General features: G+C 70.1%; 21 protein-coding genes and 1 pseudogene. 10 read left to right on the top strand and 12 right to left on the bottom strand.

All coding sequences use genetic code 11. The features are described from left to right. Positions 1–7: 7 nt before the first annotated feature. The 3 genes from HQM25_RS00340 (at position 8) to HQM25_RS00330 (ending at position 1,781) form a co-directional block, all read left to right on the top strand. Complete coding sequence (locus HQM25_RS00340; RefSeq protein WP_172988398.1) at positions 8–466, top strand: MarR family winged helix-turn-helix transcriptional regulator; 459 nt, start codon at positions 8–10, stop codon at positions 464–466. A 59-nt stretch (positions 467–525) separates the two neighbouring features. Further along, complete coding sequence (locus HQM25_RS00335; protein ID WP_172988397.1) at positions 526–1,107, top strand: hypothetical protein; 582 nt, start codon at positions 526–528, stop codon at positions 1,105–1,107. A 104-nt stretch (positions 1,108–1,211) separates the two neighbouring features. Continuing rightward, on the top strand, positions 1,212–1,781 hold the full coding sequence (locus HQM25_RS00330) for a GNAT family N-acetyltransferase (RefSeq protein ID WP_172988396.1): 570 nt from the start codon (positions 1,212–1,214) through the stop codon (positions 1,779–1,781). 24 nt (positions 1,782–1,805) lie between these two features. On the opposite strand, the gene HQM25_RS00325 is transcribed toward HQM25_RS00330, so the two are convergent. The 3 genes and pseudogenes from HQM25_RS00325 to HQM25_RS17985 all read right to left on the bottom strand — a co-directional run. Next, entirely contained in the window at positions 1,806–3,206 is a 1,401-nt protein-coding gene (locus tag HQM25_RS00325) for an AAA family ATPase (RefSeq protein WP_254359450.1), read from the bottom strand. A gap of 89 nt (positions 3,207–3,295) precedes the next feature. Next, positions 3,296–4,027 (bottom strand): class I SAM-dependent methyltransferase, encoded by a 732-nt coding sequence (locus HQM25_RS00320; protein WP_254359449.1) that lies wholly within the window; start codon positions 4,025–4,027, stop codon positions 3,296–3,298. Positions 4,028–4,081: 54 nt separating this feature from the next. After that, positions 4,082–4,237, bottom strand: a pseudogene (locus tag HQM25_RS17985) (SAM-dependent methyltransferase); the annotation flags it as partial. A 131-nt stretch (positions 4,238–4,368) separates the two neighbouring features. Between HQM25_RS17985 and HQM25_RS00315 the strand changes: the two are divergent. Continuing rightward, positions 4,369–7,119 (top strand): helix-turn-helix transcriptional regulator, encoded by a 2,751-nt coding sequence (locus tag HQM25_RS00315; RefSeq protein ID WP_172988394.1) that lies wholly within the window; start codon positions 4,369–4,371, stop codon positions 7,117–7,119. Between the two features lie 4 nt (positions 7,120–7,123). On the opposite strand, the gene HQM25_RS17645 is transcribed toward HQM25_RS00315, so the two are convergent. The 6 genes from HQM25_RS17645 to HQM25_RS00285 form a co-directional block, all read right to left on the bottom strand. Beyond that, positions 7,124–9,238, bottom strand: a complete 2,115-nt coding sequence (locus HQM25_RS17645; protein ID WP_172988393.1) for an alpha/beta hydrolase — start codon at positions 9,236–9,238, stop codon at positions 7,124–7,126. A 115-nt stretch (positions 9,239–9,353) separates the two neighbouring features. Next, on the bottom strand, positions 9,354–10,265 hold the full coding sequence (locus HQM25_RS00305) for a glycine betaine ABC transporter substrate-binding protein (protein WP_172988392.1): 912 nt from the start codon (positions 10,263–10,265) through the stop codon (positions 9,354–9,356). 148 nt (positions 10,266–10,413) lie between these two features. Beyond that, positions 10,414–11,313 carry an ABC transporter permease gene (locus HQM25_RS00300; protein WP_172988391.1) on the bottom strand — a complete coding sequence of 300 codons (900 nt, stop codon included), beginning with the start codon at positions 11,311–11,313 and terminating at the stop codon, positions 10,414–10,416. Beyond that, positions 11,313–12,641: a quaternary amine ABC transporter ATP-binding protein gene (locus tag HQM25_RS00295; protein WP_254359447.1), complete on the bottom strand. Its 1,329-nt coding sequence runs from the start codon at positions 12,639–12,641 to the stop codon at positions 11,313–11,315. The genes HQM25_RS00300 and HQM25_RS00295 overlap by 1 nt, the downstream gene beginning before the upstream one ends. A gap of 301 nt (positions 12,642–12,942) precedes the next feature. After that, a complete protein-coding gene (locus HQM25_RS00290; protein WP_172988389.1) occupies positions 12,943–14,001 on the bottom strand; it encodes a 1-acyl-sn-glycerol-3-phosphate acyltransferase in 1,059 nt (352 codons plus the stop codon). Further along, the gene (locus HQM25_RS00285; protein ID WP_254359446.1) at positions 13,998–14,786 is read right to left on the bottom strand and encodes a patatin-like phospholipase family protein; all 789 of its coding nucleotides are present in this window, start codon (positions 14,784–14,786) and stop codon (positions 13,998–14,000) included. Before HQM25_RS00285 ends, HQM25_RS00290 begins: the two co-directional genes overlap by 4 nt. 111 nt (positions 14,787–14,897) lie before the next feature. Between HQM25_RS00285 and HQM25_RS00280 the strand changes: the two genes are divergently transcribed. Genes HQM25_RS00280 through HQM25_RS00270 form a run of 3 tightly spaced genes read left to right on the top strand, consistent with a single transcriptional unit; the run spans position 14,898 to position 16,890 of the window. Beyond that, positions 14,898–15,287 carry a GntR family transcriptional regulator gene (locus HQM25_RS00280; protein WP_172988388.1) on the top strand — a complete coding sequence of 130 codons (390 nt, stop codon included), beginning with the start codon at positions 14,898–14,900 and terminating at the stop codon, positions 15,285–15,287. After that, positions 15,284–16,198, top strand: coding sequence for an ABC transporter ATP-binding protein (locus HQM25_RS00275; protein WP_172988387.1), 915 nt, complete (start codon positions 15,284–15,286; stop codon positions 16,196–16,198). Before HQM25_RS00280 ends, HQM25_RS00275 begins: the two co-directional genes overlap by 4 nt. Further along, the gene (locus HQM25_RS00270; protein ID WP_172988386.1) at positions 16,195–16,890 is read left to right on the top strand and encodes a hypothetical protein; all 696 of its coding nucleotides are present in this window, start codon (positions 16,195–16,197) and stop codon (positions 16,888–16,890) included. Before HQM25_RS00275 ends, HQM25_RS00270 begins: the two co-directional genes overlap by 4 nt. Before the next feature lie 26 nt (positions 16,891–16,916). Here HQM25_RS00270 and HQM25_RS00265 read toward each other — a convergent pair whose 3' ends face one another. Further along, complete coding sequence (locus tag HQM25_RS00265) at positions 16,917–17,210, bottom strand: chorismate mutase (protein ID WP_172988385.1); 294 nt, start codon at positions 17,208–17,210, stop codon at positions 16,917–16,919. A gap of 80 nt (positions 17,211–17,290) precedes the next feature. Between HQM25_RS00265 and HQM25_RS00260 the strand changes: the two genes are divergently transcribed. Further along, complete coding sequence (locus tag HQM25_RS00260) at positions 17,291–18,415, top strand: AI-2E family transporter (protein ID WP_172988384.1); 1,125 nt, start codon at positions 17,291–17,293, stop codon at positions 18,413–18,415. Positions 18,416–18,695: 280 nt separating this feature from the next. Here HQM25_RS00260 and HQM25_RS00255 read toward each other — a convergent pair whose 3' ends face one another. Then, positions 18,696–19,895 (bottom strand): lactonase family protein, encoded by a 1,200-nt coding sequence (locus HQM25_RS00255; protein WP_172988383.1) that lies wholly within the window; start codon positions 19,893–19,895, stop codon positions 18,696–18,698. A 364-nt stretch (positions 19,896–20,259) separates the two neighbouring features. Beyond that, positions 20,260–21,546 carry an adenylosuccinate synthase gene (locus HQM25_RS00250; RefSeq protein WP_172988382.1) on the bottom strand — a complete coding sequence of 429 codons (1,287 nt, stop codon included), beginning with the start codon at positions 21,544–21,546 and terminating at the stop codon, positions 20,260–20,262. A gap of 299 nt (positions 21,547–21,845) precedes the next feature. Between HQM25_RS00250 and HQM25_RS00245 the strand changes: the two genes are divergently transcribed. Both HQM25_RS00245 and HQM25_RS00240 read left to right on the top strand, forming a co-directional pair. Next, positions 21,846–22,859 (top strand): TerC family protein, encoded by a 1,014-nt coding sequence (locus tag HQM25_RS00245; RefSeq protein WP_172988381.1) that lies wholly within the window; start codon positions 21,846–21,848, stop codon positions 22,857–22,859. Between the two features lie 214 nt (positions 22,860–23,073). Further along, positions 23,074–23,778, top strand: a complete 705-nt coding sequence (locus HQM25_RS00240) for a Pr6Pr family membrane protein (protein WP_217275167.1) — start codon at positions 23,074–23,076, stop codon at positions 23,776–23,778. Positions 23,779–23,782 lie beyond the last annotated feature (4 nt).

The raw sequence follows: 23,782 nt of genomic DNA, 5'->3' as shown, positions 1-23,782 counted from the left end.
TACTGATATGCACGAACCGCTGCTTCTCGACCGCCTGCTGCAGATCGCAGACCTGTTCCAGCGCGACATGGCACGCGAATACGAGGGAACCCCGCTGTCCGCGGCGCGGATGGGGGTGCTGTGGACGGTGCACCACGCGGGCCCCGTGGCACAGCACGCCATCGCGGAGACGCTGAACGTGTCCGCCCGGAACATCACAGCGCTGGTGGATGCTCTGGAGGATGCCGGATATGTGACGCGGGTTGCGCACCCGACCGACCGTCGCGCGCGGCTCGTCGCTCTCACCCCCGTCGGCGAAAAGGTGATGGAGCGCACGGTGCGGGAGCACGCGGCACTGAATGCGACGCTCCTCGACGCGGTGCCCGCGTCGGACCGAGACCGGGTCGCGAGCGCGGTCGCTGCGATCGCCGAGCGCCTGGCGCAGCTGGTCGCCGAGGCGGCGGATGACGAGGCGGAAGCATCGTGACCGGCGCTACGACGACGTCCCGATCGGCCGCGCTATCGTTCCTGGCTCGCGCGGTCCGCATGGAACTGCGGATCTACGACAGCATCGGGCGGGCGATCGCACGCCGCCCCGCGATCGATCGCGGCGGATCCGGGTTCTCGTACCATCGGCCGGTGCTGACGATCCTGATCATCTTCATCGCTCTGTCGGCGCTGGAGATCCCGATCCTTGACCTCATCGTGCACCGCTGGCCGGTCGCGCGCATCGTGGTCCTGATCATCGGCGTCTGGGGACTGACCTGGATGATCGGGCTGCTGTGCGCCTATTACATGCGCCCGCACGTCGTCGGCCCCGGCGGCATCCGCATCCGCGATGGACTGGAGACCGACCTCTTCCTCGACTGGGATGACATCGCCTCGGTCGCCCGCATCCGCCAGGTGGATCCGCCGAAGTCGCCCCGATTCACCGAGCACGAGGGCAGCAGGGTGCTGTCGCTGCGCATGCAGGACGAAGTCAACATCGAGATCCGGCTCGAGCGATCGACAACCCTCCATCTCCCCGGCAGGCCGCCGAAAGGCGGCTCCCAGACCGCCGACGTCATCCGAATCTGGACGGACGATCCCACCGACTACCTCGCAGCCGTCGACCGGCACATGCCCTGAGTCACCGATCGTCCCGATGCCGCCAGCGCGACTGGGCATGCCGACTGAGCGTTCCCGGCGACGGCACCTGAGGCACACCTCTCATCTCGGGCAGGATGGTCGCCATGGGCCTCCCCTGGGACTTCCGCCCGCTGCACGGCGAGCGCGTTCATCTCGACCTTCTCCGCGACGACGACCTCGAGCCGCTGTATGCCATGCAGTCCGACCCCGAGGTATGTCGCTACCTCCTCTACGAGCCGAGGTCGCGTGAGCAGGTGACCGAGGTGCTGCGACGGGATGCCGCGGCGACCCGCCTGGAGAATCCGGGCGACTACCTGCAGCCCGCGATCCGCGATTCCGACGGCAGGTTCTGCGGAACGATGTACTTCGAGCTGCACAGCGCCACGCCCGACCGGACCGCCGAGATCGGCTGGATCCTCCTGCCGCAGGCGCAGGGCCGAGGGTACGCACGAGAGGCTGCCGGGCTGCTGCTCGATCTCGCGTTCGGTGAGCTCGAGCTGCACCGGGTGTACGCCGAACTCGATCCGCGCAACGACGCCTCGGTCGCCCTGTGTCTGGCGCTCGGGATGCGGCACGAGGGCCATTTCGTCGAGCACATGTGGCTCAAGGACGAGTGGACCGACACGGGCCACTACGCGATCCTCGAACGCGAGTGGCGCGCGTCGCGCGGCTGAGCGCCGGTTGCGCGCTCGCGCGGATCAGCCGCCGAACCATCCGAAGCTCGCCGCGTGGTGCCCGTCCGGCGGGAGGTCCGAGTCCTGCTCGCCGGCGGAGCCCAGCATGGCGCGGGTGAGGTGCTGACGTGCGTCCATCAGGCGGTCGAGCTCTTCGGCGAGGTCCTCGTCGCGAGGTTCGCGTTCCTCCCTGATCGCGCGGAGCACGCTGCGCCGCATGAGCTCCTTCGCGAACGACCCGGTCGTTCCTTCGGCGCGTTCGGCCGCCGCGGTGAGGGAATCCTCGGTGAACGGCAGGGCCTGCGCGTACCGGCGGAACAGACGCCGGCGTTCGGCCGGCGCGGGCAGCGGAATCTCGACCGCGAGATCGACGCGGCCGGGACGCTCGGCGAGGGCCCGCTCGAGCACGTCGACCCTGTTCGTGGTCATGATGAACGCGACGTCGGCGTCGCCGTCGAGGCCGTCCAGCGCATCGAGCACTTCGAACAGCAGCGGCTGCGGGGAACTGTGGCGTTCCATGGCGACCAGGTCGATGTCTTCCAGGACGACGATGGCGGGCTGGAAGGTGCGCGCGATCTCGGCGGCCGCGCCGATGAAGCGGATGCTCGACCCGGTGAGCACCACCGCGGTGACACCCGCGGTCTCGGTGAGGAGGTGGCGGACCGTGAGCGTCTTGCCCGTGCCCGGCGGGCCGTACATCAGCACGCCGCGCTTCAGGTGCTGACCCGCCCGCTGCAGCGCCTCGCTGTTCCTGCCGATGCCGATCACGTGCTGCACGACCTCTTCGAGCACGCCGGCGCCGAGCACGATGTCGTCGGCCGCGACCGCCGGCCGCTCCACGAAGGTGGCGCCGGCATCGCGCCCGTACTCCGTGGGCTGGAACGACAGCACCTGCCCGCGCAGGACGCTGCGCTCGATCATCGTCTGCCGCAGGGTCTCGAGGAAGCGGGTGACAACCGCGTCGTCGGCGCTCAGCACCTCGAGCAGAGCCGCCGGCCTTCCGAACTCCGGCGAGGCCGCACGCTGTGCGAGCGCGATCGGAACGCCGTCGAAGCGGAGCAGCCGAACACCCAACGAGACCACACGCGCGCTCGAACTCGGCCCCGTCGCCCGCTCGGCGAAGTCGACCGGTCCGGGTGCATAGCGCGTATGCGGATTGGTGATCCACTCGGACAGTCTCTGGTGATGCCGCTGATCCCCGCCGGTCACGCCGATCAGACGCCCATCGCCTTCCCCCAGCGCATCCAGCGCGAGGTCCGCGTCCACGAGTCGATGATCCGCGATCTGCTCCACGACGACCGGCACCTGCGATGCGTCGACGCCCAGGTGCTCGCTGATCACGTCGCCCAAGGGCGTCCGGGTTGAGACCGCCTCCCGCTCGCTCACCTCGTTCACCCGCCGCAGATACCCCGACACAGCACGCATCAGCTCACGATCGTCGTCATGCAACATGGCTCCGACTCTCCCACACGGCTGCGGGGCCGGTCACCCGGCCCCGCAGCCTGTTCGACGACTCAGGGACGCGCCTCGAGCACCTGGTGGAGCGGTGTCTGCGCGACCTTCGCGAAGCGGGTGAACCCGCCGGCGGCGGCGACGTCGCCGATGCGGGCAGGACCGGCCTGCGTGCCGATCGCCAGGCCCACGTCCTGGGAGAGCGACGACGGAGTGCAGACGAGGGTCGAGAACCCGTAGTAGACCCTGCCGACGGGGTTGAGGTTGTCCTCGACGTGGTCGCCGGCCATCGGCTCGACGATCATCCACGTGCCGTCCTCGGCGAGCATCTCGCGCACGTGCCGGGCCGCCCCGACCGGGTCGCCCATGTCGTGCAGGCAGTCGAACATCGCCACGATGTCGTAGCGGTCGCCGCGGAACGCGTCGGCCGCCCCCACCTCGAAGCGCACGCGATCTGCTACCCCCGCCTCGACGGCGCGAGCCCGCGCGGTCTCGATCGACGCGACGTGGTAGTCGAAGCCGACGAAGGTCGAGTTCGGGAACGCCTGCGCGAGCAGGATCGTCGAGGCGCCGTACCCGCAGCCCACGTCGGCCACGAGGGCGCCGTCACGCAGCTTCTGCTCGACCCCGTCGAGAGCGGGGATCCACTCGTCGACGAGACTCGCCAGGTAGGCGGGGCGGAAGAACCGCTCGCACCCGTCATGCAGGTCGGAGTCGTGCTCATGCCAGCCCACGCCGGTGCCGCTGCGCGCAGCGTCGACGATGTGCGAGACCGCCTGGACGCTGCCGAGCACCGTCTGGAAGAGGCCGGGAAGGAACGCGGGGCTCTCGGTGTCTGTGAGGGCGATGACGTGCTCGATGGGCAGCGTGTACCGCCCCGTCTCGGGGCTGTAGTCGACGAACTCGCCGGCGGCCTGCGCGTTCAGCCACTCGCGCGCATACGGCTGCGCGGTATCGGTCGCCGCTGCCAGCTCAGCCGGCGTGATGGGGCCGTGCTCGGCGATCGCCCGGCGGTGATGGTCATCGTGAACTCCTTGTTCGATGTGAAGGATGGGATGCTTCGACGCTAGGAATCAGGCCGCCGTCGCCGCATCCGGGCCCACCCCCTAGTCCTTGCGCGTCCTACACTCGGGGGATGCTGGTGGGTCGCGAGGCTGAGCAGCAGGCGATCGGCAGCCTCATCGCGGCGGCACGCCTGGGGACGAGCGGCGTGCTCGCTCTCACCGGCGAGGCCGGGGTCGGCAAGACCGCACTGCTCGAGCAGGCTGTGGGGGTCCTCGGCGAGATGCGCGTGCTGCGCGCGACGGGTGTCGAGGCCGAGCGCGAGATCCCCTTCGCGATGCTGCTGCAGCTGCTGCGACCCGCTCTCGACGTGCTCGACGCGATTCCGCCGTCTCAGGCGGAGGTGCTGGCGGCTGCCCTCGCGCTTCCGCGATCGCCGGGCCCGAGCCCGACCGGCCCCGTCGACAGGTTCGCCGTCGGTGCCGCGGTGCTGAGCCTGCTGTGCCGATTCGCCGACGACGTCCCTGCGGCGGTCATCGTGGACGACCTGCACCTCGCTGACGCACCCTCGGTCGAGGCATTGGTCTTCGCCGCGCGGCGGCTCGGGGCCGACGCGGTCGCCGTGATCCTCGGCGTCCGCACACCGGACGGCGAGGGGATCGTGGCCGATCTGCCGGCGCTGCGCATCAGCGGGGTCGGCCTCGACGACGCGAGGGCGCTGGTGTCGTCGACACGCGTGGTCACCGACGAGCAGCTGGAGCTGCTCCACCGGGCGACACAGGGCAATCCGCTCGCCCTCCTCGAGCTCGGCGCCGGCGACCGCGCGGTGCTCGACAGCGTCGAGAGCGGTCTCCCCCTGCGCGTGCCCGGTGCGCTCGCCGACGCGTTCGGCCGCCGGCTCGACGGCCTCGACGGCGAATGCCGCGCGGTGCTGCTTGCCGCCGCAGTGAGCGGCCCCGACCTGCGGCTCGTGGTCGCCACGTGCGAGCGGCTCGGGCTCGACCCGGCGCGTCTCGCCGACGCCGAGGAGCACGGCCTCGTCGCCCTCTCGGGCGGACGCGTCGAGTTCCGGCATCCACTCCTGCGCGCCGCTGCGTACTCGGCCTCATCGGCGCCCGCGCGGCGCGAGACCCACCGCGCCGCGGCAGAGGTGCTTCCCGCGGCCGAGAGCGATCGACGGGCGTGGCACCTGGCCGAAGCGGTGTGGCACCCCGACGACGACATCGCGGACCTTCTCTCGGAAGCAGGCGATCGGGCCGCCGGCCGCGGCGCGTTCGCCGTCGCCGCGGCGGCGTACGAAAGGTCGGCGCATCTGACCGTCGCTCACCGCCGGCGCGGCGAGAGGATGCTGCGTGCCGCCGAACTGGCATGGGTGGCAGGCGACGGCGGATGGGCGCAGGGACTCCTCGACGAACTCCCATCGGTGGAGTCTTCGCACGTCGCGGCGACGGCGGCTGCGGTGCGGCTTCGCGCGTCGATCGCCGCGCACACGGGATCGCTGCGCGATGCCGTCGAGCTCTTCGAGTCCGCCGCGGACCGCGCCGAGAGTGCGGACGAGACGGCGGTCGCGCTCGCAGACGCCGTCCACACCACGATGTACCTCGGCGATGCCCGCGCGGCGGCGACGCTGACCGAAAGGCTCGCCGCGGTGGCACCGCGGGTCGTCGGGGCGCGCGCGCGTGCGGTGACGCTGATGGCGACCGGGATCGCCGGTGTCCTGGCGGGCCGCGGCGGGATCGACGCCATCCACACGGCGGCCGCCCTGTTCGAGACCGACCCCGGCGTGCGCGAAGAACCGCGACGATTGTTCTGGCTGATGCTCGCACCGCTCTTCCTGCGCGACGCCACCAGCGGGGACCGTCTGCGCGAACTCGTGGACGAGGTTCGCGGCGCCGCCGGGATCGGCGCCCTGCCCGCCGTGCTTTTCCACGTCGCGCTCGACCAGGCGACCACCGCCGCGTACCCGCGGGGCGAGGCGAACTACGCCGAGGCGGTGCGCCTGGCCCGCGAGACCGGGCAGACCACCGAACTGGCGATGGCGCTGGCCGGACTCAGCCGCCTCGAGGCGCGCCTGGGTCGACCCGACGACTGCCGGGTGCATGCCGAAGAGGCCCGCCGGCTCTGCCGCGCGCGCGACATCCATCTGGGCGAGGCGTGGCTGACGTACGCTGCCGGCGACCTCGCGCTGTCGATGGGTGAGCCCGAGCGGGCGATCGATCTCTTCGGGTCGCTGCTCTCGCTGCTCGGCGAGCGCGGGCTGGACGACCCCGACCTCGTGCCCGCGCCCGAGCTGGTCGACGCCCTGGTGCGCGTGGGCCGCGAAGACGAGGCTCGCAGCACGGCCGAGGGACTCGCCGCGGATGCGCACCGCAAAGGCCAGCCGTGGGCGCGCGCGCGGGCGGACCGTGCGATGGGGCTGGTCGCCGCCGATGACGACATCGACCGCTGGTTCCGTGCCGCGCTGGAGCGGCACCGCGACACCCCCGATGTGTTCGAGACAGCACGCACGCTCCTCGCGTACGGGGAGCGGCTGCGCCGAGCGCGCCGGCACGTCGATGCGCGCGAGCCGCTGCGCGCGGCGCACGACCATTTCCACCGGCTCGGCTGCGCGCTCTGGCAAGACCGGGCCGCCGCCGAACTCGCCGCTGCCGGTGTCCGCGTGCCCGCCGCCGCCGCGAACGCGACGTCGCTGCTCACACCGCAGGAGCTGCAGGTGAGCCTGCTGCTGGTCGACGGGCACACGACCCGAGAGGCCGCGGCGGCGCTCTTCCTCAGCCCGAAGACGGTCGAGTACCACCTGCGGAAGGTCTATGTGAAGCTCGGGATCGGATCGCGCCCCGAGCTCGCGGCCCTCATCGCCGGCGGTGCGAACGGGGAGGCGTGAGCCTTCAGAGCAACCGGGCGAGGATCGCCGCCGCCCGCGCGGCGCCGTCGGTCTCGACGTCGCGATAGTCGACCGTGCGGCCGATCTCCTGGGCCATCGCCGAAGCGAGCACCTCCGGGGTGAGTTCGTCGTACTCCATGAGCCGCCCGGCGCGGTAGCGGTCCAGACGCGCCCGCACGTGGAAGCGCTGTTCGAAGTGCTGCTGCAGCGGCACATAGATGAACGGCACCTTCGCCGCGGTGAGCTCCATCGTCGTCGTCAGCCCGCCCTGCACGATCGCAAGGTCGCTCGCGGCGAGATGATGGTGCAGGTCGGGCACATAGGCCCGGTACTCCACGCCCGGCACCTGGGGCAGCGTGGCGGGATCGATCCGTGGACCGGTGACGACGATCATCCGCAGTCCGTCGATGGCGCGGTGGGCGGCGGGAGCGGCGGCGACGATGCGGCGCAGCAGCGCCGAGCCGACGCCCGAGCCGCCGACGGCGGCGATGCAGACGCGCTCGTCGTCACGGTAGCCCAGTCGCGCGCGCAGAGCCTCCCTTCCGCCGAGCGCGGCGGGGTCGAAGCCGGTGATGTACCCGGAGAAGTCGAAGTGCTGCTCCGTCCACTCCCGGATGCGCGGCATCCCCGGTCCGAAGGTATCGGGCACGATGTCGTCGGCCGCGCCGACGAAGACCGCGGCATCCCGCATCCGCCCGTAGCGATCGACGTGCTCGATCATCTCCAGGTTGTAGTCGGCGGTCAGTCGCGCCTCCCGCTCCCCTCCGGAGGGCATCGGGAGATAGCCCACGAAGTCGGTCATCCAGGCGAGGGCGCCGCGCTTGAGCTGCGGGTTCTCGAAGAGGAAGTGGTCGACCTCCCAGGCCTCATCGGCGATGACGAGGTCGTACTGGCCCGCGGCGGCGACCTCGTCGAACAGCATGAAGTTGTGGACGAGGATCTCGTCCATATCGCGCAGCGCCTGGAACACCGCCAGGTCGTGGTCGCCGCTCTCGTGCTCGATGTGGGACGACTCGCTGGCGAGGGCGGCGGATGCCGGATGCAGCCGCTCGCCCGCGGCGTCGAGCACGCGCGTGACCGGATCCTGCGCGAGCCAGTCGATCTGCGCGGACGGATGCAGCGCGCGCAGTTCCTGGGCGATCGCGAGGTCGCGGCGGGCGTGGCCGAGCCCGATCGGCGACGACAGATACAGCACGCGGGTGTCTCGGCCCGGGGCGATCCACCAGGTCGCGTCGAGTCGTCGCGTTCCGAAGGCGCGGTCGGCGAAGTCGCGGATCGCCTGGTTGACGACCACCGGGAAGCGCACCTGCGGCACATGGCCGGCCGCGTCGAGGGCGAGCAGTTCGGCGCCCGGGATCATGCGCTGGATCAGCTCGGCGTTGTCGAACCCGGTGATGTGGTCGTCGGTCCCGTGGATGAAGAGGGCGGGCCGGTCGAGCGACTCCAGCCGCGCGCGCAGGTCGTCGACGTCGTGCTCGTAGAGGTCGTCGAGCGTCCAGGCGAGCACGTCGGGCCGCTGGTCGAGCCCCCAGCTCACGAGGTCTTCGACGGCCTTGGTCGAATGGGGGTCGGAGGCGACCTCGGACATGAAGAACCGGATGAAGTCCGGCCAGTCCGCCAGCCAGTACTCGGGATCGAACTTGTCCCAGCCCTCGGGATGCGGGTTCGACACCGGGTCGTACGCAACTCGGCCCTCTCGTCCCGGAAGCTCGATGCGCCAGGGATGGCTGCCGCCGATCGACACGAGACCGAGCACGCGATCGGGATGCAGCGCCGCGAGGTTGATCGCGGTCTCGCCGCCCATCGAGAATCCGACGACGACCGCGCGGTCGGTCCCGGTCGCGTCCAGCACGGCCAGCGCATCCGCCATCCGGTTCCCGAACGTGTAACGTTCGGGAACCAGCGGTCGCGACGATCGCCCTGCCCCAGCGGCGTCGTAGCTCACCACGCGGAAGTGCCGGGCGAGATAGGGGAGCTGCATCTTCCAGGCGCGCTCATGCACGATCTCCCACGTCGGGAGCAGCAGGATCGTCGGTCCCGTCGCACCGTACACGTCGTAGTGGATCGTGGCCCCGGCGCGCTCCAGCGACCCGCTCGATGTCGGTTCGGCAGCTCTCATGGTCCGAGCGTACGAGCCGGCACACGGGGAGGCATCCGGGGAGGGCCCCTAGTGTGCACCGCAGACGCGAAGCGGCCGGGGCGCGATACGCGCCCCGGCCGCCGAACGGGAAGCCTCAGGAGGTGAGGCCGTCCACGTACTCCTGGTTGTCGGCGATCCACTGCTCCACGATGGGGCCGTAGTCGTCGCCGTCGTACTGGTTGAACATGGCGTCCTCGAGCGAGTACAGCAGGTCGCTGGGCATCTCGAAGTTCGAGATCCACTCGCTCACCTCGGGGAACTCCTCGCCGAACGAGGTCGACGACACCGAGTGGATGCCCTCGGCGTCGCCGAGGAGGCCCTGCGGGTCTTCGAGGTCCTTGATGGGGAACGCGTTGTAGGCCCAGTGCGGGCGCCACAGGGTGACGATGATGTTCTCGCCCGCGTCGGTGGCCGACTGCAGCTCGGCGAGCATGGCCGGGGTCGACGACTCGATGAGGTTCAGCTTCTCGAGGCCGTAGCCCGGAACGACGTTCTCGCCCGTGATGCGCATCAGGCCCGAGCCGGGCTCGATGCCGACGATCTCGTCGCCGAAGGCGTCGGCGTTGGCGGCGAGCTCCTCGAGCGAGTCGATCGGCGCGTCCTCGTTCACCGCGATGGTGAGCGCGGCCTCTTCGTTCCAGGCACCGAGGTCGACGAGGTCGTCGCCGTACTGCTCCATGTAGTCGGCGTGCGTGATCGGCAGCCAGGTGTCGAGCACGAGGTCGAAGTCGCCCTCGGCCAGGCCCGCGTACACGGGTGCCACGTCGGCGTAGGTGAGCTCGACGTCGTAGCCCTGCTCGGTGAGGATGGCCTCCCACAGGTACGACGCGGCGATGCCCTCGTCCCAGCCGTTGAACACGGCCAGCTCGATGGCGCGGTCGGCGCCGCCCTCCGACGAGCCGCTGTCGGCGGCGTCGGTGTCGGATCCGGCGCAGCCGGTGAGCACGAGCGCGGAAGCGCCGACGAGGGCTGCTCCGGTCGCGAGGTGCTTTCTCTTGGTCATCATGGTGACGTCCTCTCCATCCGCGTTGCTGTCCGCGGATCGGTCGTTGTTTGTCAGGCACGCGAATCTCGCGCACCTCCGGCGGGCTGATGCACCCGCCTGGTCTGGGTGTTCGGGATGCCGGGGATGCGGCATCCCGTCGGTGTCGGCGTCAGGCCGAGGCGGGCTGCGCCTGCTCGGTGGCCGTGCTCGACCCGCGCACCGGCTTGCCGACCTTGCGCTTGCGGTCGGGAGTCGCGAAGGCGGAGGTGACGCGATCCAGGATCATGGCGATGATCACGATCGAGATGCCCGCCTCGAAGCCGAGGCCCACGTTGATGCGCCCGATGGCGCGGGTGATCTCGCCGCCGAGGCCGCCGGCGCCGACGATGCCGGCGATCACGACCATCGACAGGCTGAGCATGATGATCTGGTTGACGCCCGCCATGATGCTGGGCATCGCGAGCGGCAGCTGGATCTGGCGCAGGATGCGGCCGGGGGTGGCGCCGAACGCGTGGCCGGCTTCGACCACCTCCTTGTCGACGCCGCGGATGCCGAGCTCGGTGAGCCGCACTCCGGGGGCGAGGGCGAACAGGATCGTGGCGATCATGCCGGGCACCGCGCCCACGCCGAAGAAGATGATCGCGGGGATCAGGTAGACGAACGCGGGCATCGTCTGCAGGAAGTCGAGCACCGGGCGCACCACGCGCGAGACGTGCTCGTTGCGCGCGGCCCAGATGCCGACCGGGATGCTGATCGCGGTCGCGACGACGGAGGCGACGAGCACGAGCGCGAGGGTGTCCATCGCGTTCTCCCACTGGTCGACGAGCACGATCAGCAGCAGTCCGCCGATCGTTCCGACGGCCAGCTTCCAGCCCTTCACGAGGTAGGCGACCGCGGCGATGAGCACGATGATCACCCAGAAGGGCGGCGTACGCAGCATCCACTCGAGTCCTTCGTAGACCGAGCCGAGAACGATGGCGATGGCGTCGAAAAGCCAGCCGAGGGTGTCGCCGAGGAAGTCGACGACGCCTTCGATCCAGTCGCCGAGGGGCAGGCGGAGGTTCTCCATCACAGGCCTCCTTCCGTCGTGGATGCCGCGGGCACGGCCGCACCGGCGACGGCGAGCGTCGGCTCGCCGACGGCTGCCAGGGTCTGCGCGAACTCGGCCTCCGGCACCGTCACCGGCGCCTCGACGATCGGGATGGGCGTGGTCTGCGGGTCGACGTTGCCGAGCGCGGCGAGCAGCGTGACGCGCGGGATCGTGCCGAGCAGGCGGTTCTCCTCGTCGACGACGGCGATCGGGATGGCGCTCTCGACCGAGCGCTCCACCACATCGGTGAGCGGCTCGTCGGCCTTCACGACCGGCTGCGCGGTGCTCACGAGCGAGCGCAGGTCGGTGGTGCCGGCCTTGACGGCGCGCACGACGGCACGGTCGGTGACCGCCCCGAGGTAGCGGCGGTTCTCGAGCACGGCGACCGAGCCCACCTGCAGATCGCGCATCACCTTGAGCGCGCCCCGCACTCCGGCGCTGACCGGTGTGGTCGCGACGGCGGGCGCCATCACGGCGCCGGCGGTGAGCACGCGGGCGCGGTCGACGTCCTGCACGAACTGCGCCACGTAGTCGTTGGCCGGATCGGTGAGGATCTCCTCGGGCGTGCCGTTCTGCACGATGCGCCCGTCGCGCATCACCGCGATGCGGTCGCCGAGGAACATCGCCTCGTTGAGATCGTGGGTGATGAAGATGATGGTGCGGCCGAGCTCGCGCTGCAGCTCGACGAGCTGCTCCTGCATCTCCCGGCGGATGAGCGGGTCGAGCGCGGAGAACGCCTCGTCCATGAGCAGGATGTCGGTGCCCGCGGTGAGCGCCCGGGCGAGGCCCACGCGCTGGCGCATGCCGCCGGAGAGCTCGTCGGGCATCGCGTCGGCGCGGTCGCCGAGTCCGACCTTCTCGAGGATCTCCTGCGCGCGGCGGCGACGCTCGTCGCGGCCGACACCCTGGATCTCGAGCGCGTAGGCCGCGTTGTCGAGCACGGTGCGGTGCGGCAGCAGTGCGAAGTGCTGGAACACCATCGAGATCGACGAACGGCGGATATCGCGCAGCTCCTTCGGCGATGCCGAGCCGATGCTGCGCCCCTGCACGAGCACGTCGCCCGCAGTGGGGTCGAGCAGGCCGTTGAGCATGCGGATGATGGTGGATTTGCCCGAGCCCGAAAGGCCCATGATCACGAAGATCTCACCGGGCTGAACCGTGAAGCTCGCGTCGATGACGGCAGCGGTGCCCGCGGAGGCCACCTCGGCCCGGGTCTGGCCGGCCTGCAGCCGGCGGACGGCGTCTTTCGGGCTGCGCCCGAACACCTTGTAGAGATTTCGCGCCTCGAGGGCGGGTTCGACGGTCACGTGCTTTACCTCGGCGCGCGTGCAGTCGCACGCGTCTTCGGTTGCGCCCGGGTGGCGATCATCGACGTGGAGACAGCGCCGCACACACGCGACGCGACCACGCATCCGGCGACGCAACATCGGGTTCGTCGCCCAGACCGCCGACCATACGTTCGTCGCGCCGGGATCCCCAGGACCACACTCATCACGCGACGACCGCGGACTGGTCGTCATGCCCCGAAGGGCGCCTCCACGCTAGCCACCATGCACATGCATGCAAAACCGAGGGCGAGATGGTTTCCGAATCGTTACATTCACGCGCTCACGTTCCGTGGGCGTCGATCCACGCGTCGATGCGCTCGAACCAGGCGAACAGCCACTCGGCCTGCGCGTCGCGATCGCGCGGGATCTCCGCGGCCGGCACCCGCCACGCGCGCATGGTGATGCGCTTGTCCATCGGCAGCTCCCGCCAGATGTCGCCGAGCGTGAGCAGCTGGTCGAGCCCGGTGTGGCCGATGAACACCATGTCGGCGGTGGATGCCGCACCCAGCGCCGCGTGCACGCCGCCGGGCTGCGGCGGCATGACGTGGCGGAGCCCCTCCGCCCGCACGGCGAGGTCGTCACGGCCGCTCGCGCGCAGCCGCGCGACGCGCGACTCCCGTCGCCGCGCCGACACCTGGCCGCCCTCGGGGAAGATGACCAGCGCATCGTCGGCGTCGAGGCCGGCGGCGAGCGCGGCGATCTCGTGCTCGACCCGGGCGCCGCCGCCGCGCGCCTTGCCCGCGAAGCCGGTGGGCGTGATGAACCGCGTGGGAATGCGGTTGAGCAGCACGTCGATCGCCGGATCCCACTGCAGCGTGTCCTTGAGCACGATCCGCGGCTCGCGCCCCGCGCGATTGAGCAGGGTGTGGATGAGGATGAACGAATCCCCGGGTCCGCCATGCCGGGAGCCGACGACGACCGGCACCCCGGCGGCCAGGAGTGCGTCGAAGGCGCGGCCCGCGGCATCCGGATCCTCGTCGTCGGAGCCCGTGGCCACGATTTCGAGCCGCAGCACCGCACCGAACACCCAGAACAGCACGCGCAGCGCCCACGCCCCGACGCGGTAGTGCGCGGCGGTGAAGGCGGGCGAGCGCAGCCTCCATCCGAAGCCCGACCCCACCCACAGCGCGAACAGCAGGGCGAGCAGGAGCGAGTCCCACAGCAGGTACACGGTCACCAGCCACAGCACGCGCGGCAGGCGGAACCGGCCCGGCACGAGCGAGGTGAGCGCCAGGGCGATCAGCAGCCACAGCGGCGCGGTCGTCAGCAGCAGGAGTCCCGCGACGATCACGGTCGGGGCGAGCACGAGCCGCCGCAGCCACGGCGGCGGGAGCCTCACGCGACGCCCTCGAGATACGCGGCACTGGCCTCGTACGCGCGGTCGATGCGGCGCTGCACGGTGGTCATGCGCCGGTACGACATCAGCGAGTCATCGCCCTCGAGCTCTCCGCCGCTGGGCAGCACGTGCAGCCGCACGCCGTCGGGAAGGGTCGCGAGGTCGTGGGCATAGCGGTGCCGCCGCGCGATCTCGAACGCCACCTTCGCCGTCTCGATCGGCGTGCGCGGGGCGACCAGCGACTGCTCGATGCGGCCGACCTGCAGCACGTAGATGGTGCGGATGCCGGCATCCACCGCGTGCGAGATCGGGATCGAGTTCACGATCCCGCCATCGAGGTAGTGCTCCCCGTCGATCTCGGTCGCCGGCAGGAGTCCCGGCACCGACGCCGACGCGAGGATCGCGGGAACGAGCGGACCCGCTTCGAACACGTGCTCGGCCGCGCGCTCGATGGAGGCGGCCACGACCTTGAGGGGAACAGCGAGCGCCTCGAAGCTCGCCTCCTCGCCGAGCTGACGCTCCAGCAGCCGCCGCAGCGGCTCGGGCGAGTTGAGGTGGGTCTTGGTGCGGATGAACCGGCCCGCCTGCGTCATGAACCCGTCGCCGTACACCGCCGACGCCTCGGGGCTGGCCCACGCGCGGGTCAGCGGCTCGATCACCTCGGGCGTCGGGTCGTGCGCGACCATCGCGCCGTTGATGGCGCCGATCGAGGTGCCCACGACGAGATCGGGGTGGATGCCGCGCTCGAGCAGTGCGCGGAGCATGCCGATCTCGACCGAGCCGCGCACACCGCCCCGCCCAGCACGAACGCGACCGTCATGATCCACACTCTAGGGGTTGACACCTCCTTGGTTCGATGGTTACCTAGTCGAGTAACTAACCCAAGAAGTGAGGTCGACGTGGTCGAAGAAGGCCGACCCCTGTTCCTCCAGATCGCCGAGCGCGTGGAGGACGCGATCGTCGACGGCTCCCTGCCCGAAGAGGGCCAGGCGCCGTCGACGAACGAACTGGCGGCATTCCACCGCATCAACCCCGCCACCGCAGCCAAGGGAGTGAACATGCTCGTCGACAAGGGCGTGATCTACAAGCGGCGCGGCATCGGCATGTTCGTCGCCCCGGGGGCACGCGAGCTGCTCCTCGCCGAGCGCCGGGCGGCCTTCGCCGACCGCTTCGTCGCCCCCCTCCTCGCCGAGGCCCGCACCCTGGGCCTCACCCCCGACGATCTCGGCACGCTCATCCGCGAGCGCGCCGCGCACGATGCATCCACCACGGAAGGAACCGCACGATGACCGCTGTCATCGAGGTGAAGAACCTCACCAAGCGCTACCGCGAGACCCTCGCCGTCGACGACGTGAGCTTCACGATCGAGAAGGACACCATCTACGGCCTGCTCGGTCGCAACGGAGCCGGCAAGACCACCGTCATGTCGATCCTCACCGCGCAGAACTTCGCCACCCGCGGCGAGGTGCGCGTGTTCGGCGAGCAGCCGTACGAGAACGCCAAGGTGCTCGGCCGCATGTGCTTCGTGCGCGAGAGCCAGAAGTACCCCGACGACGCGACGGCCACGCACGCGTTCCGCATGGCCCGCCTGTTCTACCCGAACTGGGACCAGGAGTTCGCCGACCGTCTCATCGCCGACTTCCAGCTGCCGATGAAGCGCCGCATCAAGAAGCTCTCGCGCGGACAGCTCTCGGCGGTCGGGGTGATCATCGGCCTGGCCTCCCGCGCCGACATCACCTTCTTCGACGAGCCGTACCTCGGATTGGATGCCGTCGCCCGGCAGATCTTCTACGACCGGCTGCTCGAGGACTACAGCGAGCACCCGCGCACCGTCATCCTCTCGAGCCACCTGATCGACGAGGTCTCCAACCTCATCGAGCGCGTGCTGGTCATCGACCGGGGGCGGATCCTCATGGACGAGGCGACCGACGACGTGCGCGATCGCGCCGCCGCCATCGTCGGCGATGCCGCCGCCGTCGACACGTTCGTCGCCGGGCGCGAGGTGCTCCATCGCGAGACTCTCGGCCGGGTGGCTTCGGTCACCGTTCTCGGCCACCTCACCGACGACGATCGCGCGCGTCTGGCGGCCGCGGGCCTCGACGTCGGGCCGGTCTCGCTGCAGCAGCTGATCGTCCGCATCACCCAGCACGCCGCCGACACCGCCCCGTCGGCCGCCGAAGACGAAGGAGCACTCCGATGAGCCGTACCCTCAACGTCGTCCGCATGCAGCTCGTCAACCGGAACACCTATATCTGGGTGCCGCTGATGGTGCTCGGCGGATCGCTGCTGATCACCCTGGCCGTCTACGCGATGATCGCGGGTGCCGGGGTGCCGGGCCCGCTGTACGGCGGCGGCGCGCAGGCGCCGCTGTGGTACTTCGGCGTCGTCGGCATCCAATCCCTCACCCTCACGTTCCCGTTCTCGCAGGCGATGAGCGTGACCCGCCGGGAGTTCTACCTCGGCACGCTGCTCACCGCGGTGGCCACCAGCGCGCTGCTTGCGATCGTGTTCGTCATCGGCGGGCTGATCGAACAGGCCACGGGCGGCTGGGGCATGAACGGGTACTTCTTCTATCTGCCGTTCATGTGGGAGGCCGGGCCCCTCGGCGCCGCCGTGTCGTTCTTCACGGTCGCGATGGCGTTCTTCGTCGTGGGCTTCTGGTCGGCGACGATCTACAAGCGCTTCGGCTCGCTGGTGCTCACGACCGTGCTGATCGGCCTGGGCGCGCTGCTGGTGGGGGTGATGTTCCTCATCGGGCGCGCCAACGCGTGGGCGCAGGTGTTCGGGTGGTTCGGAACGCAGGGATCCCTCGGCCTGTCGCTGTGGGGACTGCTGGTGATCGCGGTGCTCGGCGGCATCTCGTACCTCACGCTGCGCCGCGCGGTTCCGTAGGCCCCCGGCCGGTCGGGCGCACTTCGTCAGCGGCCGTCGGCGGCCTCGGTGTGGTGGCGGATCACCTCGGCCACCACGAAGTTGAACCACTTCTCCGCGAACGCGGGGTCGAGGTCGGCGGCCTCGGCCAGCTGACGGAGGCGGGCGACCTGCTGCTCCTCACGAGCCGGGTCGCTCGCCGGCATCCCGTGCTCCGCCTTCAGCTGCCCGACCTGCTTCGTCGCCTTGAACCGCTCGGCGAGGAGGTGGATCAGGGCGGCGTCGATGTTGTCGATGCTGCCGCGCAGGCGGTGCAGCGTCGTCGTCGGGTCCTCGGTCATGGCGCCTCCTCGGCCACGACCCTACCCGAGTCGCGCATCGGTACTCCTGCGCGGAGCGTCGCACCCCTAGAGTGTGACGCATGACCGATGCGACCGATTCCGCGCCCGCGGATCACGCCGAGGACCCCACCCCCGCGACCATGAGCCGGCTCCAGCGCTGGGCGAATCTGAACAACCCGTTCGCCGTCGGCTTCTCCCTCACTCTCGGCGGTCTGGTCGCCGTCGTCCTGGGACTCGCGTTCGGCAGCCTGTCGACGATCATCATCTACATCGCCCTCGCGCTGTTCGTGGCCCTCGGCCTCGATCCGGCCGTGCGCATGCTCTCGCGCCGCAAGGTCGGGCGCACGTGGGCGATCGTGATCGTCTATTCGGCTTTCGCGATCGTGCTGATCGGCGTGCTGCTGCTGATCATCCCGACGGTCATCTCGCAGATCACCCAGTTCATCAAGGACATCCCTTCGATCGTCGAGAACTTCCAGCAGACCGACGTCTACACCTGGCTCTCGACGACCTTCGGCGACCCGATCGAAACGCTCACCAGCGAAGTCGTGAAGTTCCTCTCCGACCCCGGCAACATCGCGGCGGTCGGCGGCGGCGTACTGCAGGTCGTGGTCGGCGTCGGCACCGCGATCTCGGGCGGGATCATCGTCATCGTGCTGAGCCTGTACTTCCTGGCATCCCTGCAGTCGATGAAGCAGGGGATGTACCAGCTCGCCCCCGCCCGCAGCCGTGCCAAGGTCGCCTCCCTCACCGAGCAGATCACCGACTCGATCGGCGGATACCTCATGGGCATGGTGACGCTCGCGTTCTTCAACGCGACCTTCACCTTCATCATGTATCTGATCCTGGGGCTGCAGTTCGCGGCGCTGATGGCCGTGGTCGCGTTCTCCATCACGATCATCCCGCTCGTGGGTCCGGTCTTGTTCTGGATCATCGGCTCGTCGGTCGCCCTGATCCTCAACCCGGTGTCGGCCCTGATCTTCGCGCTCGCCTACCTCATCTACATGCAGGTGGAGGCCTACGTGCTCACGCCGCGGGTGATGAACAAGGCGGTCTCGGTGCCCGGATCACTCGTCGTGATCGGAGCCCTCGTCGGCGGCACCCTGCTCGGACTTCTCGGCGCCCTCGTCGCGGTTCCGGTGACGGCATCCATTCTGCTAATCATCAAGCAGGTCGTGATCCCCCGGCAGGACGCCAAGGTCTAGCTTTCGCCCGCGGGCGCGGCGGCTCGCGCCCCGTCTCCTCTGCGCAACCCGCCTGCGCAACCCCTGCGCAACCCCCTGCGCCGGATCCGGAAACCGGATCCCCCGCGCTTCTCCGGATCACCGGGCGTCCTCGATCCGGGAAACGTCGCGTACTCCGGTTTCCGGATCGGCAGAGGAGCGCGGGGTGCAGGGGCGCGGGGCGCAGGGCGCAGGGCGCAGAGCGCAGGGCGAGGGGCGCCGGGCGCCGGGCGCAGGGGAGTGGATGCCGCGGCGCGGCGGGTCAGCGCAGCGGCAGGAGGCAGGTGGGGCTGGGAGCGGCGACGCGGTGCCGCACACGACCCGGAACGCCGGTGCGCAGGTCGAGCGTGAGCGAGGCGACCTCGTCGCCGAGCTGCCCGGCCACCAGCAGCGTGTCGCGCTCGACCACGTGGTGGCGGGGCCAGTGCACGCCCGCCTCGACCAGCGCGACCGGAGCCACCGCGTCGCCCGCACCGCGCACGCGCAGCACCGCGAGGGTGTCGGAGCCGCGCACGCCCGCGTAGAGGAACTCGCCGTCGCGCGAGAGCGCGAGCTCGGCGGCCGTGTCGCCCGGCAGGGTTCCCGCCCCGAGGGGTGACCCCGCGACGACGCGCCACGCCCCCGCACCCTGCGCCGCGGCCGGGTCGTATGCGAGTGCGAACACCTCGCACGAGAGCTCGGCCACGACGTAGAGGTGTCCGCTCGGGTGGCGGCGCATGTGCCGGGGTCCGCTCCCCTGCGGCAGCACGACGTCCTGCACGAGGCGAAGCCCGGCCGGACTGTCGCGCCAGAACCGCACCAGGTCGTAGCCCATGTCGGTGGTCGCGATGAGGCCGCCCGGCAGGAACACCGCCTGATGCGCATGCGGCGGACGAGTGGATGCCGCGCCCCCGGCATCCACGTCCTCAACCGGTTCGCGGTCGTGGTCGGGAACGAGGTGCGCGTACTCCTCGCCGGCGGCTTCGCGCAGCGCGCGGGCCGCAGCGGCGAGGTCGAGTCCCGGGGCGGCGAACGAGACGGTCGCTCCGGCATCGGCGTCGTAGGGATCGGCGGGCATCGGGGCGATCACGGGCGTGTGCGGGCGGCCCGCGGCATCCACTGCCATGCGCACCACGCGACCGTCGCTCCAGCAGGAGACCACCAGGAACGACCCGTCGGGCGACACCGCAACGTGGCACGGCGAGTCGCCGGCGGCCACCGGCGCTCCAAGCGGCACGTACGTCGTCTCGCCGGTGCGGCGGAACGCCTGCACCGTGCCGTCGCCCTCGAGCGCTGCGTAGACGACGTCGAGTGTCGGGTGCGGGGTGAGCCACGAGGGTGATCCGCCGGTCGTGACGACGTCGTCGGCGAGGGCCAGCGTGCCGCCCGCCAGGGCGTCGTCGGCTGCGCCGGCCAGCAGCACGCCGATGCCGTCGGCGCGGCCATCCATGTCGGCGGTGTAGCCGCCCAGGAGGAACCTCATGCCTCAGCCCCCCGGTGTCCCGCGCGCGACCCGCTCTCGCGCAAGCTCTTTCCCAGAGCTTCGCCCAACCGTTCGCGCAACCCCTTGCCCAGACCCTCGCGCAACCCCTCGCGCAACCCCTTGCCCAGACCCTCGCGCAACCCCTCGCGCAACCCCTTGCCCAGACGCTTGCCCAGAACAGGTGATCCGCCGTAGACAGGCTGATTGCGGGCCGCAGCGTCCTGTCCTCGCCGGATCACCTGATTTCGGCAAGTGGCACGCGCACGACCCCGGCACGTGGCACGCGCACCACCCCGGCACGTGGCGCGCGCGCGACCCCGGCACGTCGCGGCTGACGCAGAGTGCACGACCGCTGCGAACCTCATCAATCGACGAGGTCGTGGCGCACGATCACGGCGTCGCGGGCGGGGCCTACGCCGATGACCGAGATGCGGGTGCCGCTCATCGCCTCCAGGGCGAGCACGTAGTCCTGCGCCGCCTGCGGGAGGTCGTCGAACGTGCGGGCGCCGGAGATGTCTTCCTTCCAGCCCGGGAAGTACTCCAGCACCGGCTTTGCGTGGTGGAAGTCGGACTGGTTCACCGGCACCTCGTCGAAATGCCGGCCGTCGACGTCGTAGGCGACGCACACGGGGATCTGGTCGAGACCGGTCAGGATGTCGAGCTTGGTCAGCACGAGGTCGGTGATGCCGTTGATGCGAGTGGCGTAGCGGGTGATCGGGGCGTCGTACCAGCCGACGCGGCGCGGCCGCCCAGTCGTGGTGCCGAACTCGAACCCGCGCGAGCGCAGGAAGTCGCCGTTCTCGTCGAACAGCTCGGTCGGGAAGGGACCCGACCCGACGCGCGTGGTGTACGCCTTCACGATGCCGACGATGCGGTCCAGACGGTTGGGGCCGACCCCCGCCCCGGTCGACGCGCCGCCCGCGGTCGCCGACGACGACGTGACGAACGGGTAGGTGCCGTGGTCGACGTCGAGCATGGTGGCCTGGCCGCCCTCGAAGACGACGACGTCTCCGGCATCCAGCGCGTTGTTGAGCAGGAGTCCCGTGTCGGCGACCATCGGGCGCAGCCGCTCGGCGTACGACAGCAGGTCTTCGACGATCTCGTCGCACGTGATCGCGCGACGGTTGAAGACCTTCACGAGCAGGTGGTTCTTCTGGTCGAGAGCGCCCTCGACCTTCTGGCGCAGGATGTTCTCGTCGAAGAGGTCCTGCACACGGATGCCGACCCGGTTGATCTTGTCGGCGTAGGCGGGGCCGATGCCGCGGCCGGTGGTGCCGATCATGCGCTTGCCGAGGAAGCGCTCGGTGACCTTGTCGAGCGTGCGGTGATACTGCGTGATGAGGTGCGCGTTCGCGCTCACCCGCAGGCGCGAGGTGTCGAGGCCTCGAGCGTGCAGGGCCTCGAGCTCCGAGAACAGCACCTCGAGGTCGACGACCACGCCGTTGCCGATCACCGCGTTGACACCGGGCGACAGGATGCCGCTGGGCAGCAGATGCAGCGCGTACTTCTCGTTGCCGATCACGACCGTGTGGCCGGCGTTGTTGCCGCCGTTGAACTTCACGACCCAGTCGGTGCGGTCTCCGAGCAGGTCAGTCGCCTTGCCCTTGCCTTCATCGCCCCACTGGACGCCGACGATCACGATGCCTGGCATGGCCTTCTCCCCCGTTGTCGGACGGTTACACCCGATCCTATCGGGCGGGCACCGACAAACTCGGGCGAGGCGATCCGGCCGCGTCATTCAGGATGCCGCACCCCGCCTGCAACCGGCATGCTCGGCGTCTTCCCAGGTGACGTTCGGCGCGACCCACTAGCCTGCCGGAACCCAAGGGGAGTACTCCGAAACGGTCGGCTCGTCACTACGGATGCACGTGGCATCCCGGGCCCCCGGTCCTCGTTCGAGGATGGAGAAGACCTTGACGCCATCAGCAGCGCCAGGTCAGGAGTCCTCCCGTGAACATCACCCCGCTCGTGTGGGTCATCACGATCGCGATCACCGTCGCCTTCTTCGTCTACGAGTTCTACGCGCACGTGCGCAAGCCCCACGAGCCGAGCATCGGCGAATCCGCGCGATGGTCGGCCTTCTACATCGGTCTGGCGCTGCTGTTCGGCGTCGGCGTCGGCATCGTCTCGGGATGGACCTACGGGGGTGAGTACTTCGCCGGCTATCTCACCGAGAAGGCGCTGTCGGTCGACAACCTCTTCGTCTTCCTCATCGTGATGACCGGCTTCGCGGTGCCGAAGATCTACCAGCAGAAGGTGCTGATGATCGGCATCGTGATCGCCCTCCTCCTGCGGGGTCTTTTCATCGCGGTCGGCGCCGCCCTCATCGCGAACTTCTCGTGGGTCTTCTACCTCTTCGGCGCTCTGCTGCTGGTGCTCGCCTACCGTCAGGCGTTCGGCGATCACGAGACCGATCCGTCGAACGGCCGTTTCATGCGACTCGTGCGCCGTGCATTGCCGGTGACCGACGAGTACCACGAGGATCGCCTGACGGTCCGCAGGAACGGCCGCCGCTTCGTCACGCCGATGCTCCTGACGATCATCGCCATCGGCTTCGTCGACCTCATCTTCGCCGTCGACTCCATCCCCGCGATCTACGGCCTCACCGAGGAGGCGTACATCGTGTTCACGGCGAACGCGTTCGCCCTCATGGGCCTGCGCCAGCTCTACTTCCTCATCGGCGGGCTCCTGGAGCGTCTGGTGTACCTCGCTCAGGGCCTCGCCGTGATCCTCGCGTTCATCGGCGTGAAGCTCGTGCTGCACGCGATGCACGTCAACGAGCTCCCGTTCATCAACGGCGGCGAGCCGATGCTGTGGGCGCCCGAGATCCCCATCTGGTTCTCCCTGCTGTTCATCGCCGCGACGATCGCCGTCGCCACCGCCGCGAGCCTCCTCAAGACCCGCGGCGAGCGCGCCCGCCTCGCCGCCACGACGCCCTCGGAGACCCACCGCACCCGACCGTAGTTTCGGCGTTTGTGGATTCTGTCCCCCATTCGGCGGACAGGTTGTGATTCGTCTACAAACGGATGCCGTTCCCGGCGTCTCCGCGCGCGTTGTCGGCGCCAACATTTCGACGTATCGCCGCACGCCGGGAGTACCTCTCTGTCAGGGGAAACACCAGATGGAGAGCGAAGGAGTTCTTCGGATGCATTGGTCACTGGTCCGGATCGCAGCGGCGATGACAGCCCTCTCGGGCGTGCTCGCCGGGCTGATCGTCAACATCGATCGCGCGGGGCGCGAGAATCAGGTGCTCGCCGACGTGCTGGCGAACTACTTCAGCATGTTCACCATCGTCTCGACGATCCTCGCGATGGCGGCACTCATCGGCGCGGCGGAGTGGTCGCTGCGCCACCCGGGCACGACGCCCGAGCCGCTGTCAGTCGCCCTGTCGCTGGCCGCCACGGCCGGCCCCGTGCTGCTGCTCGGCGTCGTCTACAACGCGCTCCTGCGGGGCCTCCCCTCCACCGTCGCGCTCGGCGACTCCGCCGGCATCGCCCTGCTCGACGCCTACGGGATCGAGGTGCTGCACGTCGCGCTGCCGCTCTACTTCGTCGTCGACCTGCTCCTGGCCCCGCGTCGGCGTGCACTGCCCTGGTGGTCGCTCGCCGTGCTCGTGGGCTACCCGCTCGTCTGGACGGCGTACACGATGATCCGGGGCGACCTCGTCGCGAACCCCGACGGCAGCGCGCCGTGGTGGTACCCGTACCCGTTCCTGGATCCGCACGGCCCCGGCGGCTACCCGTCGGCGTTCCTCTACATCGGCGCGATCCTGGTCGCCTTCCTCGCGATCGGCGCGATGATCATCCTCGTCGCCCGCTATCGCGCGAAGCGCGCGTTCAGCCACGGCGGCCACGCGCCGACGGCGCGGCCTCTGTCCGCGTAGACGA

The organism is Microbacterium hominis, assembly GCF_013282805.1.
Classification (GTDB): domain Bacteria; phylum Actinomycetota; class Actinomycetes; order Actinomycetales; family Microbacteriaceae; genus Microbacterium; species Microbacterium hominis_B.
The sequence above is the reverse complement of the archived record's forward strand: the minus strand, read 5'-3'. Positions and strand labels throughout refer to the sequence as shown.

Coding starts and splice junctions, on each gene's coding strand:
- HQM25_RS00340 (WP_172988398.1), top strand. CDS start 8: ATGCACGAACCGCTGCTTCTCGACCGCCTGCTGCAGATCGCAGACCTG.
- HQM25_RS00335 (WP_172988397.1), top strand. CDS start 526: ATGGAACTGCGGATCTACGACAGCATCGGGCGGGCGATCGCACGCCGC.
- HQM25_RS00330 (WP_172988396.1), top strand. CDS start 1,212: ATGGGCCTCCCCTGGGACTTCCGCCCGCTGCACGGCGAGCGCGTTCAT.
- HQM25_RS00325 (WP_254359450.1), bottom strand. CDS start 3,206: ATGCGTGCTGTGTCGGGGTATCTGCGGCGGGTGAACGAGGTGAGCGAG.
- HQM25_RS00315 (WP_172988394.1), top strand. CDS start 4,369: ATGCTGGTGGGTCGCGAGGCTGAGCAGCAGGCGATCGGCAGCCTCATC.
- HQM25_RS17645 (WP_172988393.1), bottom strand. CDS start 9,238: ATGAGAGCTGCCGAACCGACATCGAGCGGGTCGCTGGAGCGCGCCGGG.
- HQM25_RS00305 (WP_172988392.1), bottom strand. CDS start 10,265: ATGATGACCAAGAGAAAGCACCTCGCGACCGGAGCAGCCCTCGTCGGC.
- HQM25_RS00300 (WP_172988391.1), bottom strand. CDS start 11,313: ATGGAGAACCTCCGCCTGCCCCTCGGCGACTGGATCGAAGGCGTCGTC.
- HQM25_RS00275 (WP_172988387.1), top strand. CDS start 15,284: ATGACCGCTGTCATCGAGGTGAAGAACCTCACCAAGCGCTACCGCGAG.
- HQM25_RS00270 (WP_172988386.1), top strand. CDS start 16,195: ATGAGCCGTACCCTCAACGTCGTCCGCATGCAGCTCGTCAACCGGAAC.
- HQM25_RS00265 (WP_172988385.1), bottom strand. CDS start 17,210: ATGACCGAGGACCCGACGACGACGCTGCACCGCCTGCGCGGCAGCATC.
- HQM25_RS00260 (WP_172988384.1), top strand. CDS start 17,291: ATGACCGATGCGACCGATTCCGCGCCCGCGGATCACGCCGAGGACCCC.
- HQM25_RS00255 (WP_172988383.1), bottom strand. CDS start 19,895: ATGAGGTTCCTCCTGGGCGGCTACACCGCCGACATGGATGGCCGCGCC.
- HQM25_RS00250 (WP_172988382.1), bottom strand. CDS start 21,546: ATGCCAGGCATCGTGATCGTCGGCGTCCAGTGGGGCGATGAAGGCAAG.
- HQM25_RS00240 (WP_217275167.1), top strand. CDS start 23,074: ATGACAGCCCTCTCGGGCGTGCTCGCCGGGCTGATCGTCAACATCGAT.